The 25,967-nt window shown below is 62.7% G+C and carries 22 protein-coding genes; 20 read left to right on the top strand and 2 right to left on the bottom strand.

The annotated features are described in order from the left end of the window. Positions 1-140: 140 nt before the first annotated feature. Entirely contained in the window at positions 141-1,715 is a 1,575-nt protein-coding gene (locus DW112_RS04240; protein WP_117583829.1) for a carboxypeptidase M32, read from the bottom strand. 505 nt (positions 1,716-2,220) lie between these two features. Here DW112_RS04240 and pheS point away from each other — a divergent pair. The 6 genes from pheS to DW112_RS04210 all read left to right on the top strand — a co-directional run bounded on the left by pheS (position 2,221) and on the right by DW112_RS04210 (position 9,881). After that, positions 2,221-3,297, top strand: a complete 1,077-nt coding sequence (gene pheS, locus DW112_RS04235) for a phenylalanine--tRNA ligase subunit alpha (protein WP_055250566.1) — start codon at positions 2,221-2,223, stop codon at positions 3,295-3,297. Between the two features lie 160 nt (positions 3,298-3,457). Beyond that, positions 3,458-5,911 (top strand): phenylalanine--tRNA ligase subunit beta, encoded by a 2,454-nt coding sequence (gene pheT, locus DW112_RS04230; protein ID WP_118328397.1) that lies wholly within the window; start codon positions 3,458-3,460, stop codon positions 5,909-5,911. Between the two features lie 326 nt (positions 5,912-6,237). Continuing rightward, entirely contained in the window at positions 6,238-7,323 is a 1,086-nt protein-coding gene (cbiM, locus tag DW112_RS04225) for a cobalt transporter CbiM (RefSeq protein ID WP_117637397.1), read from the top strand. Beyond that, entirely contained in the window at positions 7,301-8,137 is an 837-nt protein-coding gene (locus DW112_RS04220; RefSeq protein WP_118328396.1) for an energy-coupling factor transporter transmembrane protein EcfT, read from the top strand. The genes cbiM and DW112_RS04220 overlap by 23 nt, the downstream gene beginning before the upstream one ends. 44 nt (positions 8,138-8,181) lie before the next feature. Beyond that, complete coding sequence (locus DW112_RS04215) at positions 8,182-8,952, top strand: energy-coupling factor ABC transporter ATP-binding protein (RefSeq protein WP_233545859.1); 771 nt, start codon at positions 8,182-8,184, stop codon at positions 8,950-8,952. A gap of 80 nt (positions 8,953-9,032) precedes the next feature. Further along, the gene (locus DW112_RS04210; RefSeq protein WP_055250557.1) at positions 9,033-9,881 is read left to right on the top strand and encodes a hypothetical protein; all 849 of its coding nucleotides are present in this window, start codon (positions 9,033-9,035) and stop codon (positions 9,879-9,881) included. Between the two features lie 201 nt (positions 9,882-10,082). Here the strand turns inward: DW112_RS04210 and pyk are convergent, their stop codons facing one another. Then, positions 10,083-11,543 (bottom strand): pyruvate kinase, encoded by a 1,461-nt coding sequence (gene pyk / locus DW112_RS04205; RefSeq protein WP_117634311.1) that lies wholly within the window; start codon positions 11,541-11,543, stop codon positions 10,083-10,085. A gap of 442 nt (positions 11,544-11,985) precedes the next feature. Between pyk and DW112_RS04200 the strand changes: the two genes are divergently transcribed. The 14 genes from DW112_RS04200 to DW112_RS04135 all read left to right on the top strand — a co-directional run bounded on the left by DW112_RS04200 (position 11,986) and on the right by DW112_RS04135 (position 25,950). Next, positions 11,986-14,667, top strand: coding sequence for a cation-translocating P-type ATPase (locus DW112_RS04200; protein ID WP_118328394.1), 2,682 nt, complete (start codon positions 11,986-11,988; stop codon positions 14,665-14,667). A 474-nt stretch (positions 14,668-15,141) separates the two neighbouring features. Further along, complete coding sequence (gene rsgA / locus DW112_RS04195) at positions 15,142-16,095, top strand: ribosome small subunit-dependent GTPase A (RefSeq protein ID WP_199408138.1); 954 nt, start codon at positions 15,142-15,144, stop codon at positions 16,093-16,095. A gap of 252 nt (positions 16,096-16,347) precedes the next feature. Continuing rightward, a complete protein-coding gene (cpaB, locus tag DW112_RS04190) occupies positions 16,348-17,007 on the top strand; it encodes a Flp pilus assembly protein CpaB (protein ID WP_233545858.1) in 660 nt (219 codons plus the stop codon). After that, a complete protein-coding gene (locus DW112_RS04185) occupies positions 17,007-18,656 on the top strand; it encodes a P-loop NTPase (protein WP_118328392.1) in 1,650 nt (549 codons plus the stop codon). The genes cpaB and DW112_RS04185 overlap by 1 nt, the downstream gene beginning before the upstream one ends. Further along, positions 18,653-19,981: a CpaF family protein gene (locus tag DW112_RS04180; RefSeq protein WP_117634305.1), complete on the top strand. Its 1,329-nt coding sequence runs from the start codon at positions 18,653-18,655 to the stop codon at positions 19,979-19,981. Before DW112_RS04185 ends, DW112_RS04180 begins: the two co-directional genes overlap by 4 nt. Next, positions 19,954-20,880, top strand: coding sequence for a type II secretion system F family protein (locus DW112_RS04175; RefSeq protein WP_117563706.1), 927 nt, complete (start codon positions 19,954-19,956; stop codon positions 20,878-20,880). The genes DW112_RS04180 and DW112_RS04175 overlap by 28 nt, the downstream gene beginning before the upstream one ends. Then, positions 20,877-21,518, top strand: a complete 642-nt coding sequence (locus DW112_RS04170; protein ID WP_055250542.1) for a type II secretion system F family protein — start codon at positions 20,877-20,879, stop codon at positions 21,516-21,518. The genes DW112_RS04175 and DW112_RS04170 overlap by 4 nt, the downstream gene beginning before the upstream one ends. 10 nt (positions 21,519-21,528) lie before the next feature. Then, entirely contained in the window at positions 21,529-21,762 is a 234-nt protein-coding gene (locus DW112_RS04165) for a hypothetical protein (protein WP_089572694.1), read from the top strand. Further along, positions 21,726-22,289: a hypothetical protein gene (locus tag DW112_RS09875; protein WP_147351827.1), complete on the top strand. Its 564-nt coding sequence runs from the start codon at positions 21,726-21,728 to the stop codon at positions 22,287-22,289. The genes DW112_RS04165 and DW112_RS09875 overlap by 37 nt, the downstream gene beginning before the upstream one ends. A gap of 1 nt (position 22,290) precedes the next feature. Next, positions 22,291-22,509, top strand: coding sequence for a hypothetical protein (locus DW112_RS04155; protein WP_117563704.1), 219 nt, complete (start codon positions 22,291-22,293; stop codon positions 22,507-22,509). Beyond that, the gene (locus DW112_RS04150) at positions 22,445-22,981 is read left to right on the top strand and encodes a TadE/TadG family type IV pilus assembly protein (RefSeq protein WP_117563703.1); all 537 of its coding nucleotides are present in this window, start codon (positions 22,445-22,447) and stop codon (positions 22,979-22,981) included. The genes DW112_RS04155 and DW112_RS04150 overlap by 65 nt, the downstream gene beginning before the upstream one ends. A 76-nt stretch (positions 22,982-23,057) precedes the next feature. Continuing rightward, positions 23,058-25,118 (top strand): hypothetical protein, encoded by a 2,061-nt coding sequence (locus DW112_RS04145; RefSeq protein WP_118328390.1) that lies wholly within the window; start codon positions 23,058-23,060, stop codon positions 25,116-25,118. Further along, positions 25,118-25,594, top strand: a complete 477-nt coding sequence (locus DW112_RS04140; RefSeq protein WP_117563701.1) for a TadE/TadG family type IV pilus assembly protein — start codon at positions 25,118-25,120, stop codon at positions 25,592-25,594. The genes DW112_RS04145 and DW112_RS04140 overlap by 1 nt, the downstream gene beginning before the upstream one ends. After that, positions 25,591-25,950 carry a DUF192 domain-containing protein gene (locus DW112_RS04135; protein WP_226790440.1) on the top strand — a complete coding sequence of 120 codons (360 nt, stop codon included), beginning with the start codon at positions 25,591-25,593 and terminating at the stop codon, positions 25,948-25,950. Before DW112_RS04140 ends, DW112_RS04135 begins: the two co-directional genes overlap by 4 nt. The last annotated feature ends 17 nt before the right edge of the window (positions 25,951-25,967 follow it).

The following is a 25,967-nucleotide window of genomic DNA, read 5'->3' as shown; positions in this document are numbered from 1 at the left end:
GTTCAATTTCAAGGGCGCGACCAGAAGGTCAGCGCCCTTTCATTTCACGTCACCTTGCTCGCTTAGGGTCGTTTTCGCTGACGTTGCCAAGACATTGGCGTCAACATAGTTGGCGTTGGCGATGGCGTGCTGGTCAATCCTTACAGCTCGTACAGTGTGGTGAACTTGTCCTGCAGGTAGCTGCAGTAGTAGCGGGCGTCAAAGGCCATGCCGCAGGCGCCCTTGATGAGTTCCGGCGCGTCTTTGGCGCGGCCCCACTGCCAAATGTGCTCGCCCAGCCAGGCGCGGACGGGCGCCAGATCGCCGCTCGCGCAGGCACCGGTAAGGTCGACGCCGTCGCGGCACATGGCCGGCACAAACATGGCATCGTAGGCGCTACCCAGCGCATACGTGGGGAAGTAGCCAAACGAACCGCCGCTCCAATGCGTATCCTGCAGGCAGCCGTGCGTGTCGTCGGGAACGGGAATGCCCAGGTACTCGTCCATAAAGCGGTTCCAAAGCGCGGGGATGTCCTTGGCCGCAGCCTCGCCGGCAAACAGCATACGCTCAATCTGGTAGCGCACCATAATATGCAGCGGATAGGTGAGCTCGTCGGCCTCGGTGCGGATCAACGACGGCTGCGCGATGTTCACGGCGCGGTAGAGCGTGTCTTCGTCGACGTCGCCGTAGACCTCGGGCGCGTGACGACGCAGCACCTCGAGCAGCGGGCCCATAAAGGCGCGGCTGCGACCCACGGTGTTCTCGAAAAAGCGGCTCTGGCTCTCGTGGATGCCCATGGAGGTGCCGCCCTCCAGGCAGGTGCGCGCGTAGGCGGGATTGACGCCCAGCTCGTACATGGTGTGCCCCGCCTCGTGGATGATGCTGTAGACGTTGGAGATGCAGTCGTCCTCGTAGATGTGCGTCGCGATGCGCGCATCACCCACGGCAAAGCCCTCGCTAAACGGATGCTCGGTAAAGGCAAGCGTGGTGTCGTCCAGGTCCAGGCCGACAAGCTTCATAAGGTCGAAGCTCATGGCGCGCTGGGCAGCCTCGGGCACGTGGGCGTGCAAAAAGTCGGCAGCCGGCTGCTGGCCGCGCTCGCCGATGGCGTGCACGAGCGGCACGACCGTGGCCTTGACCTCGTCGCAAAACGCGTCGAAGCTCTTGGCGGAAAGGCCGCGCTCGTACTGGTCGAGCCAAACGTCGTATGGATCGCGCTTGGGGTCCATGAGCTCGGCCTGATGCTTAAGTTGGGCGACGATTCTATCCACATAGGTCTCAAAGCTCGCCCAGTCGTTGGCTGCCTTGGCCTTGCGCCACACGGCGTCCGCCTCGCAGGTGAGCCTGGTCCAGGCCTCGGCTTCTTCGGTGGGGATGGCACTGGCCTCACGTTGATCGCGGCCGAGCACACGGATCTCGTCGAGCAGCTGAGGGTCGTCGATTTTGCCGCCGGCGACGGTCTCGCGCGCTAACGAGCGTACGAGCTCAACGGACTTCTCGCTGGTCAGCAGCTTGTGATGCTCGCCGGCAAGCGTGCCCATGGCGTCGGCACGCGCTGCTGCGCCGTTGGCGGGGGCAATGGTCGCGCCGTCAAACTCGGCAATCTTGAGCAGGTACTCACGAGTCCACAGCTTGCCTTCGAGCTTGCGGAATTTTTTGACGGCCTTATCGACCTTCATGCCTTTGGATGTCTTGCCCGCTGCAGGCTCGGCCTTCTTATCGAGTTTCTTTCCCATACCATATCCTTGATCTCGTGAGCCGAGCGCTTCGGGTGGGCGCGCGGCCAGTTTGCACAGCTACCTGCCTTGTACCCAGTGCGAACAAAACGGAACGCGGCGATGCACACGCAGAATGTGTTATCCTGTAGCCCAATGCGTTGACGGAGAGGGTTTTGCCCGCCGCGTCGCCGGCAAGAGAGGGAAGGTCATGGGCTGCAAGCCTTCCTGCGGTGGCAAGGGCCAAGCGTTCACTCCCGAGCAGCGACCTCAACGGGCGCGCGGCCAGCGGCGGCGAAGCCCCAGTAGGGAAGCCGTGAGCCTCGCGATAAGGGGCGCAGAGTGGGCACGGCGGGCCAGACATCCGCCGGGTCAAACAAGGTGGTACCGCGGAATTCAACCGTCCTTGGGCAATGCACATGCCCGAGGACGGTTTTTTTATTACCGAACCGGGCCGCGTTTTCGCAACGTCAGACGGCGGCAGCTGCCTCGGCAAACGGAGAGCGCGAGAGACGAAAGGGAAGACATGAGTCTGATTGATGATCTGGTCAAACTCGAGGAAGAGGCCAAGGAGCTCGTCGCAGGCGCCGACGACGCAGCCAAGCTCGAGGCTGCGCGCGTTGAGCTGCTCGGCCGCAAGGGCCGCATCACCGGCCTGATGCGCATGATGGGCAAGCTCGCCCCCGAGGATCGTCCCGTGATGGGCAAGCGCGCCAACGAGATGCGCCAGCTGATCGAGGGCATGCTCGACGAGCGCAACACCGAGATGAAGGCCGCCGCCCTCAAGCGCGCACTCGAGCACGACGCCGTCGACATCACGCTGCCGGGCATCCGTCCGCAGATCGGCCACCAGCACCTGATCAAGCAGATCATCGAGGAGGCCGAGGACATCTTCTGCGGCATCGGCTACACCGTCGAGTCCGGTCCCATGGTCGACACCTCCTACTACAACTTCACCGCGCTCAACGCCCCCATGGATCACCCGAGCCGCTCGGCCCGCGATACCTTCTACGTGGTCGACAATAACCCCGGCAGCGTCGCGCACCCCGAGGCCCACGCCCACGGCGAGTCCGACGTGCTGCTGCGCACCCAGACCTCGGGCGTGCAGATCCACACCATGGAGTCGCAAAAGCCGCCCATCTACATGATCTGCCCGGGCACCGTTTACCGTCCCGATACAGCCGACGCTTGCCACCTGCCGCAGTTCAACCAGATCGAGGGCCTGGTCGTCGACGAGGGCATCACCTTTGGCGATCTTAAGGGCACGCTCGACTACTTTGTTAAGTGCATGTTTGGCGAGGATCGCAAGACGCGTTACCGCCCGCACTTCTTCCCCTTCACCGAGCCCAGCTGCGAGGTGGACGTGAGCTGCCACGTCTGCGGCGGCAAGGGCTGCAACTTCTGCAAGCACAGCGGCTGGATCGAGATCCTGGGCTGCGGCATGGTCGACCCCAACGTTCTTATCAACTGTGGCATCGACCCCGAGAAGTATACCGGCTTCGCCTTTGGCATTGGCGCCGAGCGCGTCGCGGCCCTGCGCTACGACCTGCCCGACCTCAGAACGCTCATGACGGGCGATATGCGCTTCTTAAATCAGTTCTAGGCCCGGCGGCTTTCCCAAGCACCGCACCTTGCCTTTCAATCGTCGGTTGCGTACCTAAGTACGCGGCCCTCCTCTTTCAAGGCAATCTGCGGCACTTGGAAAACCCGTCTCCGTTGCAGTTTTTGGCTCAAAGCCGCATTTATGAAAGGAGACCAGTTAGATGCGCGTTTCTTACGACTGGCTCAAGACCATGATCGATATTCCGGAGGATCCCAAGACTCTTTCGGACGAATATATCCGTACCGGCACCGAGGTCGAGGCGATTGACACCGTGGGAGAATCCTTCGACCACGTGGTGACCTCCAAGGTGCTCACCAAGACCCCGCACCCCGATAGCGACCATATGTATGTGTGCTCGGTCGACGTGGGTGACAAGAACCTCGACGCTGACGGCAATCCCGCTCCGCTGCAGATCGTCTGCGGCGCGCAGAACTTCGAGGCCGGCGACCACATCGTCACGGCCATGATCGGCGCAGTTCTGCCCGGCGACGTCAAGATCAAGAAGAGCAAGCTTCGCGGCGTCGTGTCCATGGGCATGAACTGCTCCGCACGCGAGCTCGGCCTGGGCGGCGACCACTCCGGCATCATGATCCTGCCCGAGGATACGCCCTGCGGCATGCCGTTTGCCGAGTACGTGGGCTCGAGCGACACCGTGCTCGACTGCGAGATCACGCCCAACCGCCCCGACTGCCTGTCCATGATCGGCATGGCTCGCGAGACCGGCGCCATCTTCGACCGCGATTTCCACGTTGAGCTGCCCGCCATCAAGGCCGAGACCGGCCGCGCGACGGACGACGAGCTTTCGGTCGAGATTGCCGACGAGGGGCTGTGCGACCGCTATGTCGCCCGCATCGTGCGCAACGTGAAGGTCGGCCCGTCGCCCGACTGGATGGTCAAGCGCCTCAACGCCCTGGGCGTGCGTCCGCACAACAACATCGTCGACATCACCAACTACGTGATGATGCTCACCGGTCAGCCGCTGCACGCCTTTGACCTGGACACCTTTGCCGAGCGCGAGGGCCATCGCCGCGTGGTGGTTCGCGCCGCCCAGCAGGACGAGAAGTTCACGACCCTCGACGGCGAGGAGCGCACGCTCGACGCCGGCATGGGTCTCATCACCGACGGCGAGCGTCCCGTGGCGCTGGCCGGCGTTATGGGCGGCATGGATTCCGAGATTGAGGACGACACCGTCGACGTGATGGTCGAGAGTGCCTGCTTCAATGCCGGTCGCACCTCGCACACCAGCCGCGACCTGTCGCTGATCTCCGACGCCTCCATCCGCTTTGAGCGTCAGGTCGACGAGACCGGCTGCGTGGATGTGGCCAACGTGGCCTGCGCGCTCATCGAAGAGATCGCCGGCGGCGAGGTTGCTCCCGGCTATGTCGACGTGTTCCCCGCGCCCAAGACCATCGATAGCATCAAGCTGCGCTTGGCCCGCGTGCACGCCATCTGCGGCGCCGACATCGAGCCCGACTTTATCGAGCGCTCGCTCACCCGCCTGGGCTGCACCGTCGAGCGCGACGGCGACGACTTTATGGTCACTCCGCCGAGCTTCCGCCCCGACCTGCCGCGCGAGATTGACCTGATCGAGGAGGTCCTGCGCCTATGGGGCATGGGCCGTGTGACGGCGACCATCCCGGCTGCCAAGAACCACATCGGCGGCCTGACCCGCGAGCAGAAGCTCACCCGCAAGGTCGGCGAAATCCTGCGCGCCTGCGGCCTCAACGAGACCACGACTTTTGGCTTTGCCGCCCCGGGCGACCTGGAGAAGATCGGCATGTCCACCGAGGGCCGCGGCTGCCCCGTGGTGCTCATGAACCCGCTGGTAGCCGAGCAGACCGAGATGCGTCGTTCGCTGCTGCCGGGCCTGTTGCAATCCGTGGCCTATAACGAGGCCCACGGCACGCCCAACGTGCACCTGTACGAGGTCGGCAGCCTGTTCCACGGTCGCGAGAACGCCAGCCTGCCCAAGGAGACCAAGTCCGTGGCGGGTGTGCTCTCGGGCCAGTGGAGCGAGCAGTCCTGGAACATGAAGTACCGCAAGCTGCGCTTCTTCTTTGGCAAGGGTATTGTCGAGGAGCTGCTCGCCCAGCTGCGCATCGAGAAGGATCGCTTCCGTCCCGTCGAGGGCGAGAGCTATGCCTTCCTGCAGCCGGGTCGTGCTGCCGAGGTGCTCTCGGGCGGTACCGTGCTGGGCTGGGTTGGCGAGATCCACCCCGAGGCACGCGAGGCTATGGGCATTGACGAGGTCGTCGTTGCCTTTGAGCTCGATCTGGACAAGCTGATCAAGGGCGCCCGCAACCAGGAGAACTACCGTGAGTTCTCGCAGTACCCGGCCGTTGAGCACGACCTCGCTATCGTGGTCGACAACACTGTGACCTGCGAGGATCTTGAGCGTCGTATTACGAGTGCCGGAGGCAAGCTGCTCGAGGGCGTGCGCCTGTTCGACGTCTACCGCGATCCCATCCGCATCGGTGCGGGCAAGAAGTCCATGGCCTTCGCGCTTACGTATCGCTCCGACGACCACACGCTCACCAGCGAAGAGGTCGAGAAGGCGCACCAGAAGATCGTCACCAAGGTGTGCAAGGGCGTAAACGGCGAAGTCCGCTCGTAATCTTTGCTGTTCGGAACCCGCCCCCTGCGGGGTTTTCACGGCAACGTCCTCGCCACTTCGCGGCTGCGGGATGTTGCCTTAGAAAACCCCTCTCGGGGGCGGGTTCCTGCGTTAACCTTGTTGCGAGCGGATCGCACCTTCTTCCGGGTGACCGGAAAGTTGGGAGTGCATGGGCCCTTTATTGGGCGGTGCGTGGACCTGGGCTAATAACGTACGTATTGCAAGGGCGTGCTGCGTTGTGGGCGGTGCGCCTTTTTGTTAGTATGCAGAGTCGGTGTTACGGATTGTTGGAAACGTAACACACAACGTTCTGATTGAGAGGGCTCATGCATATTCCCGATAATTATCTGTCCCCGCAGACCGATGCCGTTATGGCGGTGGCGATGGTGCCCGTATGGGTCCACTGCATCAAAAAGGTGCGCGCCACGCTCGATCGCGAGCATATGGCGTTCTTGGGCATTTGCGCCGCGTTCTCCTTCTTGCTCATGATGTTCAACGTGCCGCTGCCCGGTGGCACCACTGGTCACGCTGTTGGCGGCGCGCTCATCGCGTTGCTGCTGGGCCCCGAGGCTGCGGCTATCGCTGTCTCGGTCGCGCTGGCGCTGCAGGCGCTGCTGTTTGGAGACGGCGGCGTTCTGTCGTTTGGCGCCAACTGCTTTAACATGGCCTTTGTGCTGCCGTTTGTCGCTGCTATCGTGTTCCGTGCGCTCAACAGCCGTCTGCACGACAAGAGCTGGGGCACCTCAGTTTCTGCCATCGTAAGCGGCTGGGTCGGCCTGTGCCTGGCGGCCCTGTGCGCGGCAATCGAGTTTGGTATTCAGCCGATGCTCTTTACCAATGCTTCGGGCGCGCCGCTGTACTGCCCCTTCCCGCTGTCCGTGGCTATTCCGGCCATGTTGATCCCGCATATGCTGGTTGCCGGCGTGATCGAGGGCGTGGCGACGGCCGCGATCTACGGTTTCATTAAGAAGACGGCGCCGAGCATCATTGTCGGGCCCGAGGCCGTCGATGGCCAACTTGCTGCCGAGGGCGTTGCCGCCAAGAAGACCTCGCTGGTCCCCACGCTCATCCTGGTTGCCGTGCTTGTCGTAGCAACACCGCTGGGCCTGCTGGCCACGGGTGACGCCTGGGGTGAGTGGGACGCCGAGGGCGCCGCGACCGCCGTTCAAGAGGCTGGCGATGACAGCCTGCAGGCTTCGGTCGGTCTCGATACCCCGACCTTTGCCGATGCCCTGCCCACGGGCGATTATCTGCAGGCCTATTCCGAGGAGCAAGGCCTTGGCTTTGCCGGCCAGGCTACCATGTATATCCTTTCGGGCGTGATTGGCGTGGCGGTGCTCACCATCGCATTCCGTCTGATCTCGCTGACGGTCAAGGAAAGCGGTGCTCATGGCAATAGCCGAGCTGCCTAGCTGGCTTGCGGTCGAGCAGCGTTACGAGCCCGCGGGGGCTCGGCATCGTGTGATGCAAAAGAACGTCCTGCACCTGGCGAGCCTGCTTGAGCGGGTTCGCCTGGGTGGGGGCGCGCACGAGGGCGGGTCGATGGTCGACCGCGCCCTTTCTTGCGTTTCGGCTCCGGTGCGCCTGGTGGGGATGTTCGTCTGCGTCCTGTGCGTGTGTCTGACGCAGAGCCCGCTGTACCTGATGCTGATGGCGGCTATCGCGCTGGTGTTGGTCGCGGTGCGCCCCGCTCGCGGGCTGCGTGCGACCTTTGTACCGGCGCTCGGCGCCACGGGGCTTGCGGTGGTTCTGGCACTGCCTGCCCTGCTGCTGGGCGCGTCTGCCGCGGGCGCCATGCTCAAGATTGCACTCAAGACGTTCATTAACGTGTCGCTGGTGCTGGGCGTTTCGTGGACGCTCACCTGGAGTCGCATGTCGGCGGCGCTTAAGATGCTGCGCCTGCCCGACGAGGTCATCTTTACCTTTGATATGGCACTCAAGCATATCGAGGTGCTGGGACGCACGGCGCACGATCTGTGCGAATCGGTCATGCTGCGCAGCGTTGGCCGTGCGCCTGAGGGATTTTCGCGCACCGACTCGCTGGCGGGTATCATGGGCATGACCTTTATCAAGGCGATGGAGTGCAGCCACACGATGGACGAGGCTATGCTCTGCCGCGGCTTTGCCGGTGCGTACCCGGCGCCCGGGCGGAGCGGCTTTGGCTGGCGCGATGCGGTTTATGCGGCCGTCGTGGTGCTGCTCGCCGTGTTGTGCGTGGTGCTGTAGCGCGGGCGGCCGAGCCGTCGATGTGGATAGGGAAGGGCGACGTTTTGGCAAACGATACGAATGGCGTGATGGGCGCGAGCGGTGCTACTGGCGCCAAGAGCGTGCCGCTCATCGAGTTTCGCGACGTGGTGTTCTCCTATGCGGGGCATACGGTTGTCGATGGTGTGTCGCTGCAGGTCGATCGTGGTGAACTCGTTGCCCTACTCGGTCCCAACGGCTGCGGTAAGACGACGATTATGCGCCTTATCAACGGTCTTGAACTAGCGGACGCGGGTGCGTGCCTGTTTGACGGGCACGTGATCGATGCGGCATATCTCAAGGATTCCGCAGCCGCTCAGCGGTTCCATCAGCGCGTGGGCTTTGTGTTCCAGAATGCCGACGCCCAGCTGTTCTGCGCTACGGTGGGCGAGGAAGTTGCTTTTGGCCCCGCGCAGATGGGGCTGCCGACAGACGAGCTCGAGCGCCGCGTCCGCGATGCCATGGAGCTGTTCCAGGTTGCCGATCTGGTCGATGCCTCGCCCTATCAGCTTTCGGGCGGGCAAAAGAAGCGCGTTGCGCTGGCGGCAGTCGTATCGATGAACCCCGATATCCTAGTGCTCGATGAGCCCACCAACGGGCTCGATGAGGACTCGTGCGACATCGTAGTCAACTTTTTGCTGGCCTACGTTGCTGCCGGTAAGACGGTTTTGATGAGTACGCACCATCAAGATTTGGTGCGCCACTTGGGGGCCCGTGCCATCTATATCGATCGATATCACCATGTGGTCGAGGCGCCTTCGCCGTCGTATGGAACCGAGAGCGGTGCTGCGGAATAGTTGCTGCGTAGAGGATGCGTAGCCGCCCGCGCGGCTTTGCCGTGATGGTATAGTTATCCAGGTTTTTTATGGGGGTTGCTATGCCAAGCTGGAACATTCATATCGCTCAAACGGAGCGCTTGCTGACACGTGCTAGCGTGCTTGCCGATAGCGTGCGCGACCGCAATGCCTTTTTGTTTGGCTGCGTGGTTCCGGACATCTTTGTGGGCTACATGGTTCCCGGCATTGCCGATCCCATCCCGTACCGCATCACGCACTTTGCTAAGCCCGAGCCTATCCCCAAACCACGCGAGCACGAGTTCTGGGATACCTATGTGACGCCGCTGCTTAAAGGCGCACCCGCGGGCGAACCTGCTGAGGCTACCTCGATTGTCGAGGAGCGCGAGCGACTGAACCGCGTGCACTATCCTCAGCGCTACAGGGATGCCGAGCCGGTTGTCGGTCCCGGCGCCTGTGAGTTCTCGCTTGCGTCCGAAGATGTGGCGCAGTCGCTGCTCGATTTAACGCTGGGCGTCTGGTCGCATCTGGTGGCCGACACGGTATGGAACACGCGTGTGAACCAGTATCTGGAAGCACACGGCGGCAAGCCGTGCGAGGAATTCCGCATTAAAAAGCAGGGCGATTTTGACTGGTTTGGCAAGACGCTGGGCATCGTTTCCATTCCGCGTGCGACCGATCGCCTCTATACCGCTGCGACGCGTTTTGGGCAGTATCCCATCCATAAAGAATATGTGCTCAAGACTATCGGCGTCATGCACGAGATTGTACGCGAAAACCCCGGCGAGCCCGATCATCCGCCGTATCGCCTGCTAACCGAGGAGTTTTTCGATGCAACGTTTACCGAGGTCATCGAGCTGACCGAGGCGGGATTTGCGGCTCGCGTTGCTGCTTCTGACGTTCCCGCAGTCCCCCTGATCGCTAGCTGCTAGCCGGCCGGCTTAACGGTGAACAGTTCATTCCAATTGACCAACGGCTCCCGTCGCAGGGCGTCTTCGGTGGTGCGCTCGGCATCGGAGAGGCTTGCGACTGAACACAAATCGATGATGCGGCATACGAAGAAGGTCTAAAAAGGGCCCGGAAGGCAAAGCCTTCCGGGCCCTTTGCAATGCAAACATGCTTGCAAGTACGACTTAACGCACCTGAGCGACGTAAGCGACGTTGGTCGAGGAGACCTTGTCCTCGAGCTGGACGCTCATGCGGGGATCGCCGGCGGTAGCGACGGTCAAATCGCCAGCCTCGACGTAGCCGAGCTCCTTAGCGGTCTCGATCGCCTTGACGATCGTGCCGTTGACGGTGCCCTGGGTAATCTCGGCCTGGTGCGGGATAACGCCCCAGTACATGATCATCTGCTGGACGGCCCACTCGTGGCGGGAGAACGCGCAGATCGGCATGTTGGGGCGGAAGTGCGAGATCAGGCGAGCGGTACGACCGGTGGTCGTCGGCACGGTGATGCACTTGGCGCCAACGGTGGTGGCCATGTTCACAGCGGACATACCCACAACGTTGTTGACGACGCGGGTGCCGTGAGCATCGGCCGGAACCTCGAGCGGAGCGTGGGCCGGGAGGTACTTCTCGGTCTCGAGAGCAATGCTGGCCTGCATCTTGACGGCCTCGACCGGGTACTTACCGGCAGCGGACTCGCCGGACAGCATGACGGCGTCGGTGCCGTCATAAATGGCGTTAGCAACGTCGGCAACCTCGGCGCGCGTCGGGCGCGGGTTCTGCTGCATGGAGTCGAGCATCTGCGTAGCGGTGATGACGGGCTTGTAGGCCGCGTTGCACTTGGCGATGATCTCCTTCTGGATGTGCGGAACGAGCTCGGGCTTGATCTCGATGCCCAGGTCGCCACGGGCGACCATGATGCCGTCAGAAGCCTCGAGAATCTCGTCGAAGTTCTCGACGCCCAAGGCGCACTCGATCTTCGGGAAGATCGTCACGTGCTCGCCGCCGTTCTCGCGGCAAAGCTCGCGGATGCCGCGGACGGACTCGCCGTCACGGATGAAGGAAGCGGCGATGTAGTCGATGTTCTCGGTCAGGCCAAAGAGGATGTCCTGACGATCGCGCTCGGTGATGGCGGGCAGCGAGATGTTGACGTTGGGCATGTTGACGCCCTTGCGCTCGCCGATCAGGCCGTCGTTCTTAACGACGCAGGTCATGTCCTGGCCACTGACGGACTCGACCTCGAGGGCAACCAGGCCGTCATCGATCAGGATGAGGGAGCCCTTCTCGACCTCGGAGGGCAGAGCCAGGTAGTCGAGGGAGATGTGCTCAGCGGTGCCGTGGAAATCCTCGGACGTGGGCTGAGCGGTGACGACGATCTTATCGCCGGTCTTGACGGCAACCTTCTTGCCGTCGACCAGAAGGCCGGTGCGGACCTCGGGGCCCTTGGTGTCGAGCAGGATGCCGACAGGCAGACCGAGCTCCTTGGAAATACGGCGGACGCGCTCGATGCGACCGTGGTGCTCGTCGTAGGAGCCGTGCGAGAAGTTAAAACGGGCGACGTTCATGCCCGCCTTGATCATCTCGCGGATGGTCTCGTCGCTATCGCAGGCGGGACCCATGGTGCATACAATCTTAGTGCGCTTGTACATTCAGACCTCCATCTGACATCGTCTTGCGCTGATAGATAAACCATAAGAAATAAAACCGAGATGATTATAACGAAATGCCGACCGAATACCCCAAAAAAACGACCGTATGCCGAAATGGAAGTTCATTTTTTGCGGGAAAAACGGTATATGGAAAATCTTTACCAACCACTCCAACCGCTGCTATCTGGGCGATATGTCAGTTTGGCGATGTGCCGAAGAAAAAACGTTTTACCAATGTTGAGCATCACACGGTCTGCACCGTTGCGTGCGGACCATATTTCCAAACCGATTGTTTTGGCTAGACGCGTCGCTTTGGGGTACCATAGCTCCACTATCAACTGCCGCTCAGCACGGCAGCCTTGATGAGCCCTTGCCCTTCTCCTGGGAATTATGATCGGGCATCAATCTGCTGAGTGGCCCGAATCCCAGGAGGGGACTCTATATGCAAAAGGAATACCTGTCCGCCGCGGCGGAGGTACTCAGCGACCAGGGCGTCGATGAGAACCTCGGCCTAAGCAACGACGAGGCGTCGTCGCGCCTCGCCAAGACAGGCCCTAACAAGCTCGAGGAAGCCGAGAAGACACCGTTGTGGAAGCGCTTCTTTGAGCAGATGGCCGACCCCATGGTCATCATGCTGATCGTTGCCGCCGTCATCAGTGCGCTCACGGGCATGGTCAAGGGCGAGGCGGACTTTGCCGATGTTGCCATCATCATGTTCGTCGTTATCGTCAACTCGGTGCTGGGCGTGGTCCAGGAGGCTAAAAGCGAGGAGGCTCTCGAGGCCCTGCAGGAGATGAGCGCGGCGCAGTCCAAGGTGCTGCGCGACGGCAAGCTCGTGCACCTGCCGAGCGCCGAGCTCGTGCCCGGTGACGTGATCATGCTCGAGGCGGGCGACTCCGTCCCGGCCGACTGCCGCGTGCTCGAGAGCGCCACAATGAAGATCGAGGAGGCCGCCCTTACCGGCGAGTCCGTGCCCGTAGAGAAGCACGCCAACGTGATCGAGCTCGCCGCGGGCACCGATGACGTGCCGCTCGGCGACCGCAAGAACATGTGCTATATGGGCTCCACCGTCGTGTACGGCCGCGGTCGCGCCGTCGTGGTCGGCACCGGCATGAACACCGAGATGGGCAAGATCGCCGGCGCCCTGGCCGAGGCCAAGGAAGAGCTCACGCCGCTGCAGGTGAAGCTCGCCGAGCTCAGCCGCATCCTCACCATCATGGTTATCGTCATCTGCGTCGTCATCTTTGGCGTTGATATCATCCGCCACGGCGTGGGCAACGTTCTTACCGACCCGACTGCCCTGCTCGACACCTTTATGGTTGCCGTCTCGCTCGCCGTCGCCGCCATCCCCGAGGGCCTGGTTGCCGTCGTGACCATCGTCCTCTCGCTTGGCGTGACCAAGATGGCCAAGCGCCAGGCGATTATCCGCAAGCTCTCTGCTGTCGAGACCCTTGGCTGCACACAGACCATCTGCTCCGACAAGACCGGTACCCTTACCCAGAACAAGATGACCGTCGTCAAGCACGAGCTCGCTGCGCCCAAGGAGAAGTTCCTGGCCGGCATGGCGCTGTGCTCCGATGCTCAGTGGGACGAGGAGCTGGGCGAGGCCGTGGGTGAGCCGACTGAGTGTGCGCTCGTCAACGACGCCGGCAAGGCGGGCCTCACTGGCCTGACTGCCGAGCATCCGCGCGTGGGCGAGGCCCCGTTTGACTCGGGCCGCAAGATGATGTCCGTGGTCGTCGAGACCCTGGATGGCGAGTACGAGCAGTACACCAAGGGCGCGCCTGACGTGGTGATCGGCCTGTGCACCCATATCTACGAGGGCGATAAGGTCGTCCCCCTGACCGAGGAGCGCCGCGCCGAGCTCGTGGCGGCCAACAAGGCCATGGCCGACGAGGCCCTGCGCGTACTGGCGCTGGCAAGCCGCACCTACACCGAGGTTCCCGACGACTGCAGCCCCGCTGCGCTCGAGCATGACCTGGTCTTCTGTGGCCTGTCCGGCATGATCGACCCGGTCCGTCCCGAGGTGGCCGACGCTATCCACGAGGCGCACGACGCCGGTATCCGCACCGTCATGATCACGGGCGACCACATCGACACCGCCGTGGCCATCGCCAAGCAGCTGGGCATCGTCGCCGATCGCAGCCAGGCCATCACCGGTGCCGACCTCGATCGCATGAGCGACGAGGAACTCGACGCGCACATCGAGGACTACGGCGTGTACGCCCGCGTCCAGCCCGAGCACAAGACACGCATCGTCGAGGCTTGGAAGTCGCGCGACCAGATCGTGGCCATGACGGGCGATGGCGTCAACGACGCCCCGTCCATCAAGCGCGCCGACATTGGCGTTGGTATGGGCATCACCGGTACCGACGTCACCAAGAACGTCGCCGACATGGTACTTGCCGATGACAACTTCGCTACCATCATCGGCGCCTGCGAAGAGGGTCGTCGCATCTACGACAACATCCGCAAGGTCATCCAGTTCCTGCTTTCGGCCAACCTTGCCGAGGTGTTCTCGGTGTTTATCGCCACGCTCATCGGCTTTACCATCTTCCAGCCGGTGCAGCTGCTGTGGGTGAACCTGGTCACCGACTGCTTCCCCGCGCTTGCGCTGGGCATGGAGGATGCCGAGGGCGACATCATGAAGCGCAAGCCGCGCAACGCCAAGGACGGTGTCTTTGCCGGACATATGGGTCTGGACTGCGTGGTCCAGGGCCTAATCATCACCGCGCTGGTGCTGGCGAGCTTCTTTGTGGGCGTGTACTTTGACATGGGCTACATCCACATCGCCGATATGATCGCCGGCAATGCCGACGAGGAAGGCGTGATGATGGCGTTCATCACGCTCAACATGGTCGAGATTTTCCACTGCTTCAATATGCGCAGCCGTCGTGCGTCGCTGTTCACCATGAAGAAGCAGAACAAGTGGCTGTGGGCTTCCGCCGCGCTGGCACTGGTGCTGACGGTGATCGTGACCGTGCAGCCGACGCTTGCCGAGATGTTCTTTGGCCCCGTGACGCTTGAGCTCAAGGGCGTTGTCGCTGCCCTGGGCCTGGCCTTCCTGATCATCCCGCTGATGGAGATCTACAAGGCGATCATGCGCGCCGTGGAGAAAGAGTAACGTACTCGTCCGGGCCCACCCCACGCCCTTTCTCCCTCACTGGTCCTCGCGCTTCGCGCTGCGGGATCGTTCGGGAGAAAGGGCTTCCGGGGCGGGCCCTGCGGTATCCTTGCTGGCTTTTCTCCCGCGCGGATGATAAAGGGCTGAGGGAAAGTGTGTGAGTCGGTCGAGCATTTGCTCGACCGACTCTTTTTTGTGGGAAAATACCTGCTCAGTTGTGATTTATGGTGCTGGGAGGCGCTTGTGGGCAAGGCTAAGGCTAAGGCGAAGAAAAAGACGACGGGGGCGCGGGCTAAGCGCGATCGTCGTCGGAAGCTCGCGACCGAAGCCCCTGCATCTGCTGAGGAATTGCTGGCGAGTGTACCGGGGCTTGACGCGCTGCAGGATGTTCCGGCGTTTGATGACCTGCCGGTCGATGAAGCTCAGCAGACTGCCTTTGATGATTTCTGCGCACATGCCGAGGAGCCCGAGCAGATGCAGCTTGGCGCCGTGGTGCGCCTGGACCGCGGGTTTCCGCTGGTGGCGACTGCCGATGACACGTTTCGTGCCGAGCATGCCGTGGGGTTTGCCAAGTCGCGCGGCGAGGACGAGGTCCTGCTGCCTGCCGTGGGCGACCGTGTGGCGGTGCGCCGCGCTCCCGGGCACGATATGGGCGTGATTGAGTGCGTGCTGCCGCGCCGTACGAGCTTTGAGCGTTGGCGTGGCCGTGCCCGCGGTGAGCGCCAGGTGCTCTGCTCCAACGTTGACAGCGTGCTGATCGTGCAGGCGCTCGGCGCCGGCGAGGTGCTGCTCGATCGCGTGGCGCGCTCACTGGTATTGGCGCTCGATTGCGATGCCGAGCCGGTGGTGGTGCTCACCAAGGCCGACCGCTGCGAGGCCGATGAGCTCGAGCGCGATCTGGACCGCGTGCGTCGTCTGGTGGGTCCGGACGTGCGCGTGATCGTGACGTCTTCTGCCGAGGGCCGCGGTCTGGACGAGGTCCGTGCCTGCGTGCCCGCCGGGAGCTGCGCCATGATTCTGGGCGAGTCGGGTGCCGGCAAGTCGACGCTGCTCAATGCACTGCTGGGCCACGATACGTTGGCGACCGGCGGTGTGCGCGAACGCGACGACCAGGGCCGTCACACTACCGTCGCGCGCGTGATGGTGGCGCTGCCGGGCGACGCCGGCGTGATCGCCGATGCCCCGGGTCTGCGCAGTTTGCCGCTCGTGGGTCACGAGCGGGGTCTGGCACGCGCCTTCCCCGAGATTGTCGAGGCATCGCGTGCGTGCCGGTTTGGCGACTGCACGCATACCCACGAACCGGGTTGCGCCGTTCGCGAGGCCGAGGACGCCGGGCAGATCGACGGCCTGCGTCTGGAAACGTTCCAAAATCTGGCGTCATCCATGCGCGTGAGCGCTCAAATGCTCGATCCCGATGTCCATCTGTAATTGAATTTATCTATGACAGCCGTCTCCCAACTGTTCGGGAGACGGCTTTTTTGCTGCGGAAAAGCCTCGAAACATGCAGTTTGCTGACGTGCTGACCAAAACCTTGTCACGAGCTTGACGGGCTGTTCAGCTTTTGGTCAGCGATTGGTTTGACATCGAAAACCAAGATTGCGATTGCGCCGCTTTGCACTCTGGCCGCCCAGACAATGGTGGTACGGGCATTCGCCCGGCACTGCCATGAGAGGAGCGGCCGTGAACAAGAGCAAGCGCATCGCCATCAGTCTGGTCGCGGGCGTGCTCGCTGCTCTGCTCTGCATGGTTTACGGCTCGTCGATCCGCTCGCAAGCCGAACAGGTCCAGGCTGAGACCTTGGCCAAGTACGGTGGCGATCGCGTCGAGGTATGCGTCGCGGCGCGCGATATCGATGTGGGCGAGACCCTCGATGAGACCAATGTCATAACCCAGGAGTGGTTGACGAGTCTGCTGCCGCGTGACGCGGCGACCGAGCTACGCCGGGTGCGCGGCGACGTGACGACTTCGCGTATTCCCAAAAACGCCGTGATCTGCAATGTCTACACCAAGGCCGAGAGCCACATGCTCGAGGTGCCTAAGGGCAAGGTCGCCGTTTCGGTGGCGGTCGATGCCGAGCACTCGGTCGGCGGTGCTGCGGGCGTGGGCAGCTACGTGGACGTGTACGTGCAAAAAGACGGCGTAACCGATCGGCTGTGCGGTGCGTACGTGATCGATACCAGTGAGGATTCCGGTTCCACGCGCGAGGGCAAGATCGAATGGGTGACGCTGGCGGCTGACCCCGAAGACGTCAAGGAACTGCTGGGAGCCTCGGGCAAGGGAACGGTCAGCTTGACGATTCCCGCCACGGCGCGCGGCAAAAAGAGCGGAGGCGACGAGTGATGAAGGCGATCTGGCTTGCGTGCTGCGCGTGCGGCGATTACGGGCTGTTGCAGCGGGAAGTCGAGGGCCGTGATGTGGGTGCACAGGTGCTTCGCGTGGGTGACCTGGACGGGCTGGTTTCCATGGCACGGGCGTTTCCGTCGCGCCGCGGGGCTGCCATCATCGCGGCGTCTCTGTTTGATACTGAAGATGTGCGCAAGACTGTTGCGCGCCTGACGGCCGAAGGCCGCGTGAGTCGCGTGGTCGTGTTGATAGAAGCGCTCGATCCGTCGGATATCGAGGGGCTGTTTCGCGCGGGGGCGACCGAGGTCATCGCTGCACACAGTATATGCGGCAACGGGCGTGCGGGCGAGGGAGCGGTTGATTCCGATCGGCGCATGACGATTGAGCCCGATGCTTTTGTTGATAGGGAACCCGGGGCGCCTCGCGCTACAAGAGGCCCGCGTGTTGATGATTATGGAAAAGCGGAAGCCGAGCATGGTCGGCGCCCCCGGAACCCCCTTGTAGACGATGACGCTGGAGGGCCGGCGCAGCATGCTGGCGACTCCCCGGCTGTAGATATGGGATACGTGCACGGCGTGAATCTGGTGGATGAACTCGACGAAGTTGAGGGCTTTGCCGGGTGCGGCGAGTTGTCGCTAATGCAGCATGAGCAGATTGCGCAGAACGAGCCTGCCTCGCAGACCGAACAAGCTGCCATGCCGGCTTGGACGCAGCGTGTGGTTGCGGCGGGGGAGACAGGGGCGCTGCCACCGACGCCCGCCCCGCCGCCTCCGATGCCGCCGGCAGACGCTGCCGCTCCGCCGCATCGAGCTCCGGTCATCTGCGCTATTTCGGGTTCGGGCGGTTGCGGCAAGTCGACGATCGTTGCCACCATGGCACACACATCGTCGCTGTTGGGCTTGCGTGCCGCCGTGCTCGACCTGGACCTGATGTTTGGAAACCTTTACGACTTGTTAGGCGTCGATGCTCCGCGCGATATGGCGGCACTTATCGAGCCGTCGGCGGCGGGCACGCTCACCGAGCCGGATATCGTAGCCACATCGATGCGCGTGGCGCCGGGCGTTACGCTCTGGGGTCCCGTCGCGGCGCCCGAGCAAGCTGAGCTCATGGCGCGTCCGGTGGAGCTACTGCTTGATGTTCTGCGTCGTGAATCCGACGTGGTCTTTATCGATACCTCGGTCTTTTGGGGCGACGCCGTGGCGGCTGCGGTGGCGGCGAGCGACCGTTGCCTGGTCGTTGGCGATGCGGCGGTGTCGTCCGCGACATCGGCGTCGCGCGTCATCGAACTGGCAAGTCGAGTAGGTGTGCCGCGCACGCGCATGAGCGCCGTGTTCAACCGGTTCGGTGCGCGCGGGGCAGACGAGGACGTCGCCATGCGCTTTGAGATTGCCTGTGCGTTAAGCTCCAAGATTCGTATCGCCGATGGCGGGCAGGATCTCGCCGCGCTCATGGCGTTTGGGCGCGCTGACGAGGCAGTGGGGCAGACCAGCGCTTTTGCGACTAGCGTGCGCGAGGCCACGCGCGAGATGCTCGTGGAACTGGGGTGCGCCGTCGGCCCTTGGAGCGATATGGTCGCCGACCGTGCAACGCGCACCGAACGCCCGCGTATCCGCCTTCCCTGGTCGCGCGAGGGTGATCAGCGATGAGCCTGCAAACGAGGATTAAGGCTGCCGGCGCTGCGGCGGCGGCAGCGCCTGTAGATGTGGGGCGTCGCCGCGCCGTGAAACGACGCACCAAGCGCGCCGTGATGGACCGCATGGGTTACGACGAAGTGGCGCGTATCAGCGCCTATATCGACCCGGCACTTGCCCGCTCGGAATTGCGTCCTGCGGTGGAGGCGGCGCTCAATGTTGAGGAGCCGACCGATCTCGCGACGCCCGAGCGCGAGACCATCATCGACGAGATTTTGGATGACGTGGTGGGCTTGGGGCCGTTGCAGCCGCTCATCGAGGACGACACCGTTACCGAGATCATGATCAACGGCTGCCGCTCGGCTTTCTTTGAACGCGGCGGCGTCTTGTACCCCATCGAGCATGCGTTTGAGGATGATGAGCAGATCCGTGTGCTTATCGACCGCATTATCTCGCCACTTGGCCGCCGTATCGACGAGCGCAGCCCCATCGTCAACGCCCGCCTCAAAACGGGCTATCGCGTCAACGCGGTGATTCCGCCTGTGGCGATTGACGGACCGATTCTCACCATCCGAAAGTTCTCGGACCGTATCTGCTCGCTGGACGAGCTCGTGGGGTTGGGATCGCTGCCGCTTTGGTATGCGCAGCTGCTGTCGTGTGCGGTGTCGCTGCGACAGGACCTGGCGGTTGCGGGAGGCACGGGATCTGGTAAGACCACCCTGCTCAACGCGTTGTCATGTGAGATTTCCACCGGCGAGCGCATCGTGACGATCGAGGACTCTGCCGAGCTCAAGTTTGCGCATCATCCGCACGTGGTGCGCCTAGAGGCGCGCGAGGCTTCAATTGAAGGCGAGGGCGCGGTGACGATCCGCGACCTGGTGACTAATGCCCTGCGCATGCGCCCCGACCGCATCGTGGTGGGCGAGGTGCGCGGTGCCGAGTGCTGCGACATGTTGCAGGCCATGAACACGGGCCACGACGGGTCGCTCACCACGCTTCATGCGGGTTCAGAACAGGAGACCGTGGTGCGTCTGACGTTGCTTGCACGTTATGGCATCGATCTGCCGAGCGAGCTCATCGAGGAGCAGATTGCCATGGCACTCGACGGTATCGTGATGTCCGAGCGCCACGCCGATGGCAGGCGCTTCGTCTCCTCGTATTCGGGGGTGCGACGCGCCGCATCGGGCGGCGTAGAGCTCGAGCGCTATGTGACGTTCGATGCCGCCGAGCGCACCTGGACGCTTGACCGCGAGCCGCCGTTTATCGCAGAAGGCCTGCGGTCGGGGACGCTCACACAAGAGGAGGTGGACGAATGGAGATCACTGTGCCCCTCGTCGTAGGGGGCTTGGCAGGGCTTTCTGTCGCGACGGCGTGCGGGGCGGAACCTCGTGTGCCGCAGGTACCGCCGGCGGAGCTGGCACGTCAGGCGCTCGAGACGGTGGCAGAGAAGCTGCCGCGTGAGCTGGTGGAAAACGATCTGCTGAAAAAGATCGCCCGTTCGTGGGCATCGCTGGCTCCGGCGCATCGCCTTGGCCTCGTGATCGAAGATGCTTCGGGACGTTTGGCGTTTCTGCTGCTATCGAGCGGTGTCTGCTGCGTTTTACTAACGATGGTGTCGTTATCGCCCCTCGGATTTGCCTTGGGACTTGTTGCTCCGTTTGCCGTTGGTGCCGCTCGGGATGGCTTTGAGAGCCGGCGCGAGCAACACGATGCAGAAGAGGCAATGCCCGAGGCGTTTACCGCACTTTCCATGTCGCTTGCCTCGGGACATTCGCTGGCCCAAGGCATGCGCTTTGTGGGCGCTCATGCGCAAGAGCCAGTGCATACCGAGTTTTTGCGGGTGGCGGCGGCGATCGATTGCGGCATCTCGGCGACCGACGCGCTCGATGACTTGCTCGTGCGTATCGACGCCCCCGGTCTTTCGCTTGTGACCTTGGCGCTTAAGGTGTCTCAGCGCACCGGCGCTCCGCTTGCCGACTTACTGTCCGAGGCGTCGAGCATGGTGGGGGAGCGCATTGAGCTCAAGCGCCGCCTGGATGTTAAGACGTCGCAGGCTCGCATGTCTGCGCATATGGTCGCGGCGATGCCGGCGGGCATGTGCGCGGTGTTGGCGCTGCTTTCGGCAGATTTTCGTCGCGGTCTTGCGACGCCTGCCGGCGCGGGCGCTGTGGTGCTGGGTCTTGCCCTCAACGCCGTTGCCCTGGTGGTTATCCGGCGCATTATGCGGGTGGAGCTATGAGCGCCCCGGTTGCAGTTGCGGCTTGCCTGTGCGCCCTGAGTGTATTTGTCGCGACGGGTTTGGATCGGGCGGATGCACGCAAGATCGCGGGGGCCTGCAAGCGCGAGGCGGTGCTGGTCGCTGCCGCGGGTCGCTCGGTGGTCGATGCCCTGACCGCGCGAGTGAAGGGCGCGGTTGGGGCGGGCGGCCCGGCGCGAGTGTCGCTTGGCGAAGTGTCCGAGATGATCGATGTTGTTCGCTTGGGTCTTTCGGCAGGTCTTTCGTTTGATGCGGCGCTTGAGATTTTCTGCGCCAACCGCCGGTCAGTGCTGGCTCTTCGCCTTGAGCGAGCCTGCATGGCGTGGCAGGTGGGCGTGGGCACGCGTGAGGACGAGTTGTTGGCCGCCGCGCGCGACCTGGACGTGCGAGCGCTCGAGACCTTTGCCATCACGGTGGGGCAGGCGCTCGCCCTGGGTGCCCCACTTGCCGAGACGCTGGCCGCTCAAAGTCGCGAGATCCGTGCGGCTCATCGCGCCGCGGTCGAGCGCGAGATCGAGCGTGCGCCCGTCAAGCTGCTGATTCCTACCGGCACGCTCATCTTGCCGGCGTTGCTTCTGTCCATATTGGGCCCGCTGCTGGGAGCAGGCGGGATGATGTAGGGAGGAATACATGAACACGATGACTGACGCTGCTGGCAAGGTCCAGGGCTGGGCGTTTTGCCGGGCGGCACATGTTCGTCAGCGCGCCAAGGAACTATTGCAGGAGGAGAGCGCACAGGGTACCACCGAGTATGCCATCTTGGTCGGCGTGCTCGTGGTGATCGCGATTATCGCCATCGTCGCATTTAAGGGCAAGGTCCAAGATCTATGGAACGCTATCAGCGAGGGCATCAACAGCCTGTAGAGGGCGAGCGCCCCATCGGGGTACTGCTGGTGTTTGCTTGCCTGGTCGTGGCGATAGCGGCGGTGCTTTGGGGGCTTAACGCCGCGCGGCAGCAGCGTCCTGGGGCCGCCTCCGATTCGGGCTCAGATTCGGCGGTGGCGTCTCAAAAAGATGAGACGCGAGATGCGGACGATTCGGATGTCGCTGTCACGGCGCAAACCTTTCTGTGGACGCTCGACAAGCGGTCTGCCACTGCGACGGATTCGCCTGAGGGCAACGCGATTGCGGTCCGGCTTGCATGGTCCGAGGACCGACCGATGACCGAGGCAGCGGCGGATATGTTACGCGCCTACCGCGAGGTGCCAACGGCCCAGCTCGCCCTGAGCGGCTATCTCGATATTAAGGGCAACGTATGGGGCGCCATCGTGCGCGATGGACGTGGCTGGGTCGATATGGTGACAATTGCCGCGGATGCTGGCGATGCTTCGTGTCGTCTGCGCGCCGTGCGCCTGAGCCCGCAGGCAACGGACTCAAAGGAGGGATCGTGAAATGCATGATGTCCTGCGTGAGGAATCTGCCCAGGCGACGGTCGAATACGCCATCGTCACGGTGGCGCTGTTATCGATCGTGCTGGCGATCGCGGGACTTTGGCGTGCCGGCACCGATGGGCGCTTGGCGGCGCTGGTTGAGCGGGCGGCATCCCATGGCGTTGCCTCGACGTCGGTTATCGACGCCGCTGCGGCCGCTAAGGACATCGCGTTGTATTGATGCCGCGCGCGAGGACCGGGCGCAGTCTACGGTCGAGGCCGCTTTTTTGCTGCCGACGTTTCTGACACTCATCCTTCTCGCGCTGCAACCGGTGTGCCTGCTCTATACGCGCGCGGTCATGGAGTCTGCCGCCGCCGAGACCGCGCGGCTCATGACCACGACGACGGCGGAGGACGACGATCTTAAGGAGTTCACCCGCCGCCGACTTGCCGCAGTGCCCAACGTTTCGATCTTTCATGCCGGCGGGCCGTTGTCGTGGGATATCGAGCTTGGCCGGGCCGGTGCGGGTGGCGTCTCGTCCGTGTCCGTTTCCGGCGAGGTCAAGCCGTTGCCTGTGATCGGTGCGTTTGCGCAGGCTATGGGTGGTACCGCCGAGGGCGGCTACGTTGAGCTCAAGGTCGATGTCTCGTATCAATCGCGTCCCGAATGGCTGGAGGGAGATTATGATTCGTGGATTGCTGCATGGGATTAGGCGCTGCCTGTTGCGGGTGACGCAAGGGTTTGCGGCCCGCCGTCGACCAGGCGCTCTCCGCAAACGAGGCGGCTTTATGGGTCGAGCCGGTGTCGATCTGTTTATCGAAGACGGCGCCTATACCACGCTTTCTTCTGCCGTGGTCATCCTAGTGGTGCTCACATTGTTGTTTTCGTCGACCGCGGCGATATGGAGCATGTCGCGTGCCGGGGATACTCAGGTGGCGGCTGATAGTGGCGCGCTGGCGGGTGCCAACGTAGTGTCGTCCTATCACACGGCTGCCACGATGGTTGATGCGAGCATCTTGAGTCTGGGGCTGGCGGGGTTTGCCACGATCGGGACGGGCCTGGTCGCCATCCTCATCCCGGGTGCCGAGCCGGTTGCCGGCAATATGGTCGACACCGGGATTGAGATCATTAAAACGCGCAACAAGTTTGCCAAAAGCGCATCGGAAGGCTTACAGAAAATCGAGACGGCTCTGCCGTATCTGATCGTCGCGCGTGCCACGCAGGCGGTGTCGGCGCAGGATACCGATAGTGTGACCTATACCGGTACGGCGCTTGCCGTGCCCAGGACATCCGAGTCTGACTTCGCTGCGCTCGAGGGGTCCGAGATCTCGACCGATGCCATTAAAGACACATCAGATGATTTAGAGTGTGCGGCCGAGGAGCTGCGGAAGGCTTCTGAGGACACGGCGAAGGCTAAAGAGCGTGCTTGGCTGGCGGATTGTGGTGGGTCTGACAAGGGCTCGGTCGGCAGCTGTTCTTGCATGTGGGAGCGTGCGAAAAGCCTAACGGATCTCTCCGGTGTTCAAAATCCGCATTACTCATCGAGCGTTACGTGGGAGCCCCAAGTTGCCCTTGATCGCGCGAAGGACTACTACCATTGGCGTCTGACAAATGAGAAGCCCCACGGCTCGAGTGTCGAGATGAAGGCAGAGTCTGCGGCGCGTAAGGCGTTTTATACCTATGCGAGCGCGGAGGTCGATCGGGCGCATATAACCGAGAACGGAGACAGGGTTTCCTCCTATATTCCGCTGCTGCCGCGCAACTCTGATGAGGTTCGGGCGACGGAACTCTATACCGATGCGGTGTGGCCGACTAGCGTGAACGATGACAAGGCGTATCTGCATTACGGGACGACCTGCCCTAACTATAAGAAAGGGACGCCGAGCGGATTTGCTTCGGTTGCCGATTACGATGGACAGGATAAATGCAGCAAATGCCATTTTGGCGTTTTGTCGCTTGGTGCTGTTGCGGCGCCTTCAACCTCTATCGAAAACGGTTTCGAATACCACTTCGACAAGTTCAAAGACGCCATGGAAAACTACGTCAAATGTCGCAACAAGGAGCTCGAGCTCGAGCGACAGACCGAAGACGAGGCCGATCGCGCGGGAAGCGCATTCGATCAGGCCATTCAAGCGCTTTCGGGCGAGCGCCCGCGTATCGCTCCGCCTGGTCGCAACGGCGTGGTTGCCTTTGCGGTTTCGGGTGCCATCCCGAGCCCCGATGAGCTCAACTCTTCGTTTAACACGACAGTAAGGCTTGGCGATCGCGGTGCCATCTCTGCCGCGGTGCTGGCGCCCGATGAGGCGACGGCGCAAAACAACGTGCTTTCGCGATTTTTCTCGACATTGAAGGAACGCTCGGGTGGCGTTGCCGGCGTACTCGATGGCGTCATGGATGTCTGGGGACGGCTGCTTGTGGGATACGGAGACATCCAAGGTTCGGCCGACGAACTTATGGACGAGATGATTAAAGGCCTAGGAGGGGGCAGCGGCGCGTTGGGCTCCATCGCATCGTGGCTCGGCGATACCGTTTCGGCGTCCGTGGCGGCGCTGGGTTTGGAACCGTGCGACTTGCGCCTGCGAAAGCCGGTGCTGACTGATTCCGCCAACGTCATTAAGAGCCCGGGGTCTGACATTGCTGGTCTCTCTCAAGCGCAAGACAAACTGCGAAGTATTCCGTTGGGCGTGACCGATCCCAAGGCGCTTTGCGAGGCGTTGGAATATCAAGTCGAACGCACCATCAGCGGTACGGTGTTCACGCTTGCGGAGATTCCTCTGCCCGGCGGCGGCTCCATCCCGCTCACCGTCGATGTCGCCACGCTGGTTGGCGCTCTGGGCGGTGGGTCGTAATGAGTATCCGCATGCGTCTGCGCGAGGAGCGCGCCCAAGCGACGGTGGAGATAGCAGTGGTTACGCCCGTTTTGCTGGTGCTGGCACTCATCGTATACAACGTCATGATCTATGCCAGCGCTGTCGCGCGCTTCGACCGCGTGGTGCCCGACATCGTGTTGGCGCACGCCGTGGCGCCGAGCGGGGAGGGCGACGAAAGCTCTGTCGATGCCTCGGCGACGGTCCGGACTCAAATTCTGAATGCCATGGAAGGCTATGACTTGCAGATCGAAGTGTCGAGCGAGCAAGGCGCGGAGGCATCGGATGGTGGCCTGCTCTCCCTATCCGGTACGTTTAGGACCTACACCTGCACCATGCACTATGAGCCGTGGCCGACTTCTCTCAGCATCGCTGGCGTTCCGCTGGGGGCGCCGACAACGTTGTCGCACGAGCGCGCGGTGACGGTCGATCCATGGCGTCCGGGGGTGGTCATGTGACCGCGGTCTCGTCCTACATCGCCTACGCGCGGGCACTCAATAGGCTGGGCTGGACGCCGGCCGAGTTTGCGGTGGCGGAGTCGTTTGCCGTGCGCCTGCGCGGCATGCTGGGACGGTGTCCGGTTGCCGCCAACGGTCTGCCGCTCGTCATGGCATTTCCACGCTGCTCTTCGGTCCATACGTGTTTTATGGCCTATCCCATCGATATCGCCTTTATCGATGCACGTGGCTATGTCCTCGTATGCTACGAAAACGTACGTCCCTGGCGTATGTGCTCCTGCCCCGGCGCCTGGGCCGTACTAGAGCGTCCTTCAATCATTGTTTCGACCCCTGCTCTCCAACGCGTGCCGGCTTAAGAATTGGCGACAGCGGA

This window comes from Collinsella sp. AM09-41 (genome assembly GCF_003473245.1).
Classification (GTDB): domain Bacteria; phylum Actinomycetota; class Coriobacteriia; order Coriobacteriales; family Coriobacteriaceae; genus Collinsella.
The sequence above is the reverse complement of the archived record's forward strand: the minus strand, read 5'-3'. Positions and strand labels throughout refer to the sequence as shown.

Bases quoted from the DNA above. Each gene is read 5' to 3' on its own strand.
- DW112_RS04240 (WP_117583829.1), bottom strand. From the start codon at position 1,715: ATGGGAAAGAAACTCGATAAGAAGGCCGAGCCTGCAGCGGGCAAGACA.
- pheS (WP_055250566.1), top strand. From the start codon at position 2,221: ATGAGTCTGATTGATGATCTGGTCAAACTCGAGGAAGAGGCCAAGGAG.
- pheT (WP_118328397.1), top strand. From the start codon at position 3,458: ATGCGCGTTTCTTACGACTGGCTCAAGACCATGATCGATATTCCGGAG.
- cbiM (WP_117637397.1), top strand. From the start codon at position 6,238: ATGCATATTCCCGATAATTATCTGTCCCCGCAGACCGATGCCGTTATG.
- DW112_RS04220 (WP_118328396.1), top strand. From the start codon at position 7,301: ATGGCAATAGCCGAGCTGCCTAGCTGGCTTGCGGTCGAGCAGCGTTAC.
- DW112_RS04210 (WP_055250557.1), top strand. From the start codon at position 9,033: ATGCCAAGCTGGAACATTCATATCGCTCAAACGGAGCGCTTGCTGACA.
- pyk (WP_117634311.1), bottom strand. From the start codon at position 11,543: ATGTACAAGCGCACTAAGATTGTATGCACCATGGGTCCCGCCTGCGAT.
- DW112_RS04200 (WP_118328394.1), top strand. From the start codon at position 11,986: ATGCAAAAGGAATACCTGTCCGCCGCGGCGGAGGTACTCAGCGACCAG.
- rsgA (WP_199408138.1), top strand. From the start codon at position 15,142: ATGCAGCTTGGCGCCGTGGTGCGCCTGGACCGCGGGTTTCCGCTGGTG.
- DW112_RS04185 (WP_118328392.1), top strand. From the start codon at position 17,007: ATGAAGGCGATCTGGCTTGCGTGCTGCGCGTGCGGCGATTACGGGCTG.
- DW112_RS04180 (WP_117634305.1), top strand. From the start codon at position 18,653: ATGAGCCTGCAAACGAGGATTAAGGCTGCCGGCGCTGCGGCGGCGGCA.
- DW112_RS04175 (WP_117563706.1), top strand. From the start codon at position 19,954: ATGGAGATCACTGTGCCCCTCGTCGTAGGGGGCTTGGCAGGGCTTTCT.
- DW112_RS04170 (WP_055250542.1), top strand. From the start codon at position 20,877: ATGAGCGCCCCGGTTGCAGTTGCGGCTTGCCTGTGCGCCCTGAGTGTA.
- DW112_RS04165 (WP_089572694.1), top strand. From the start codon at position 21,529: ATGAACACGATGACTGACGCTGCTGGCAAGGTCCAGGGCTGGGCGTTT.
- DW112_RS09875 (WP_147351827.1), top strand. From the start codon at position 21,726: ATGGAACGCTATCAGCGAGGGCATCAACAGCCTGTAGAGGGCGAGCGC.
- DW112_RS04155 (WP_117563704.1), top strand. From the start codon at position 22,291: ATGCATGATGTCCTGCGTGAGGAATCTGCCCAGGCGACGGTCGAATAC.
- DW112_RS04150 (WP_117563703.1), top strand. From the start codon at position 22,445: ATGGCGTTGCCTCGACGTCGGTTATCGACGCCGCTGCGGCCGCTAAGG.
- DW112_RS04145 (WP_118328390.1), top strand. From the start codon at position 23,058: ATGGGTCGAGCCGGTGTCGATCTGTTTATCGAAGACGGCGCCTATACC.
- DW112_RS04140 (WP_117563701.1), top strand. From the start codon at position 25,118: ATGAGTATCCGCATGCGTCTGCGCGAGGAGCGCGCCCAAGCGACGGTG.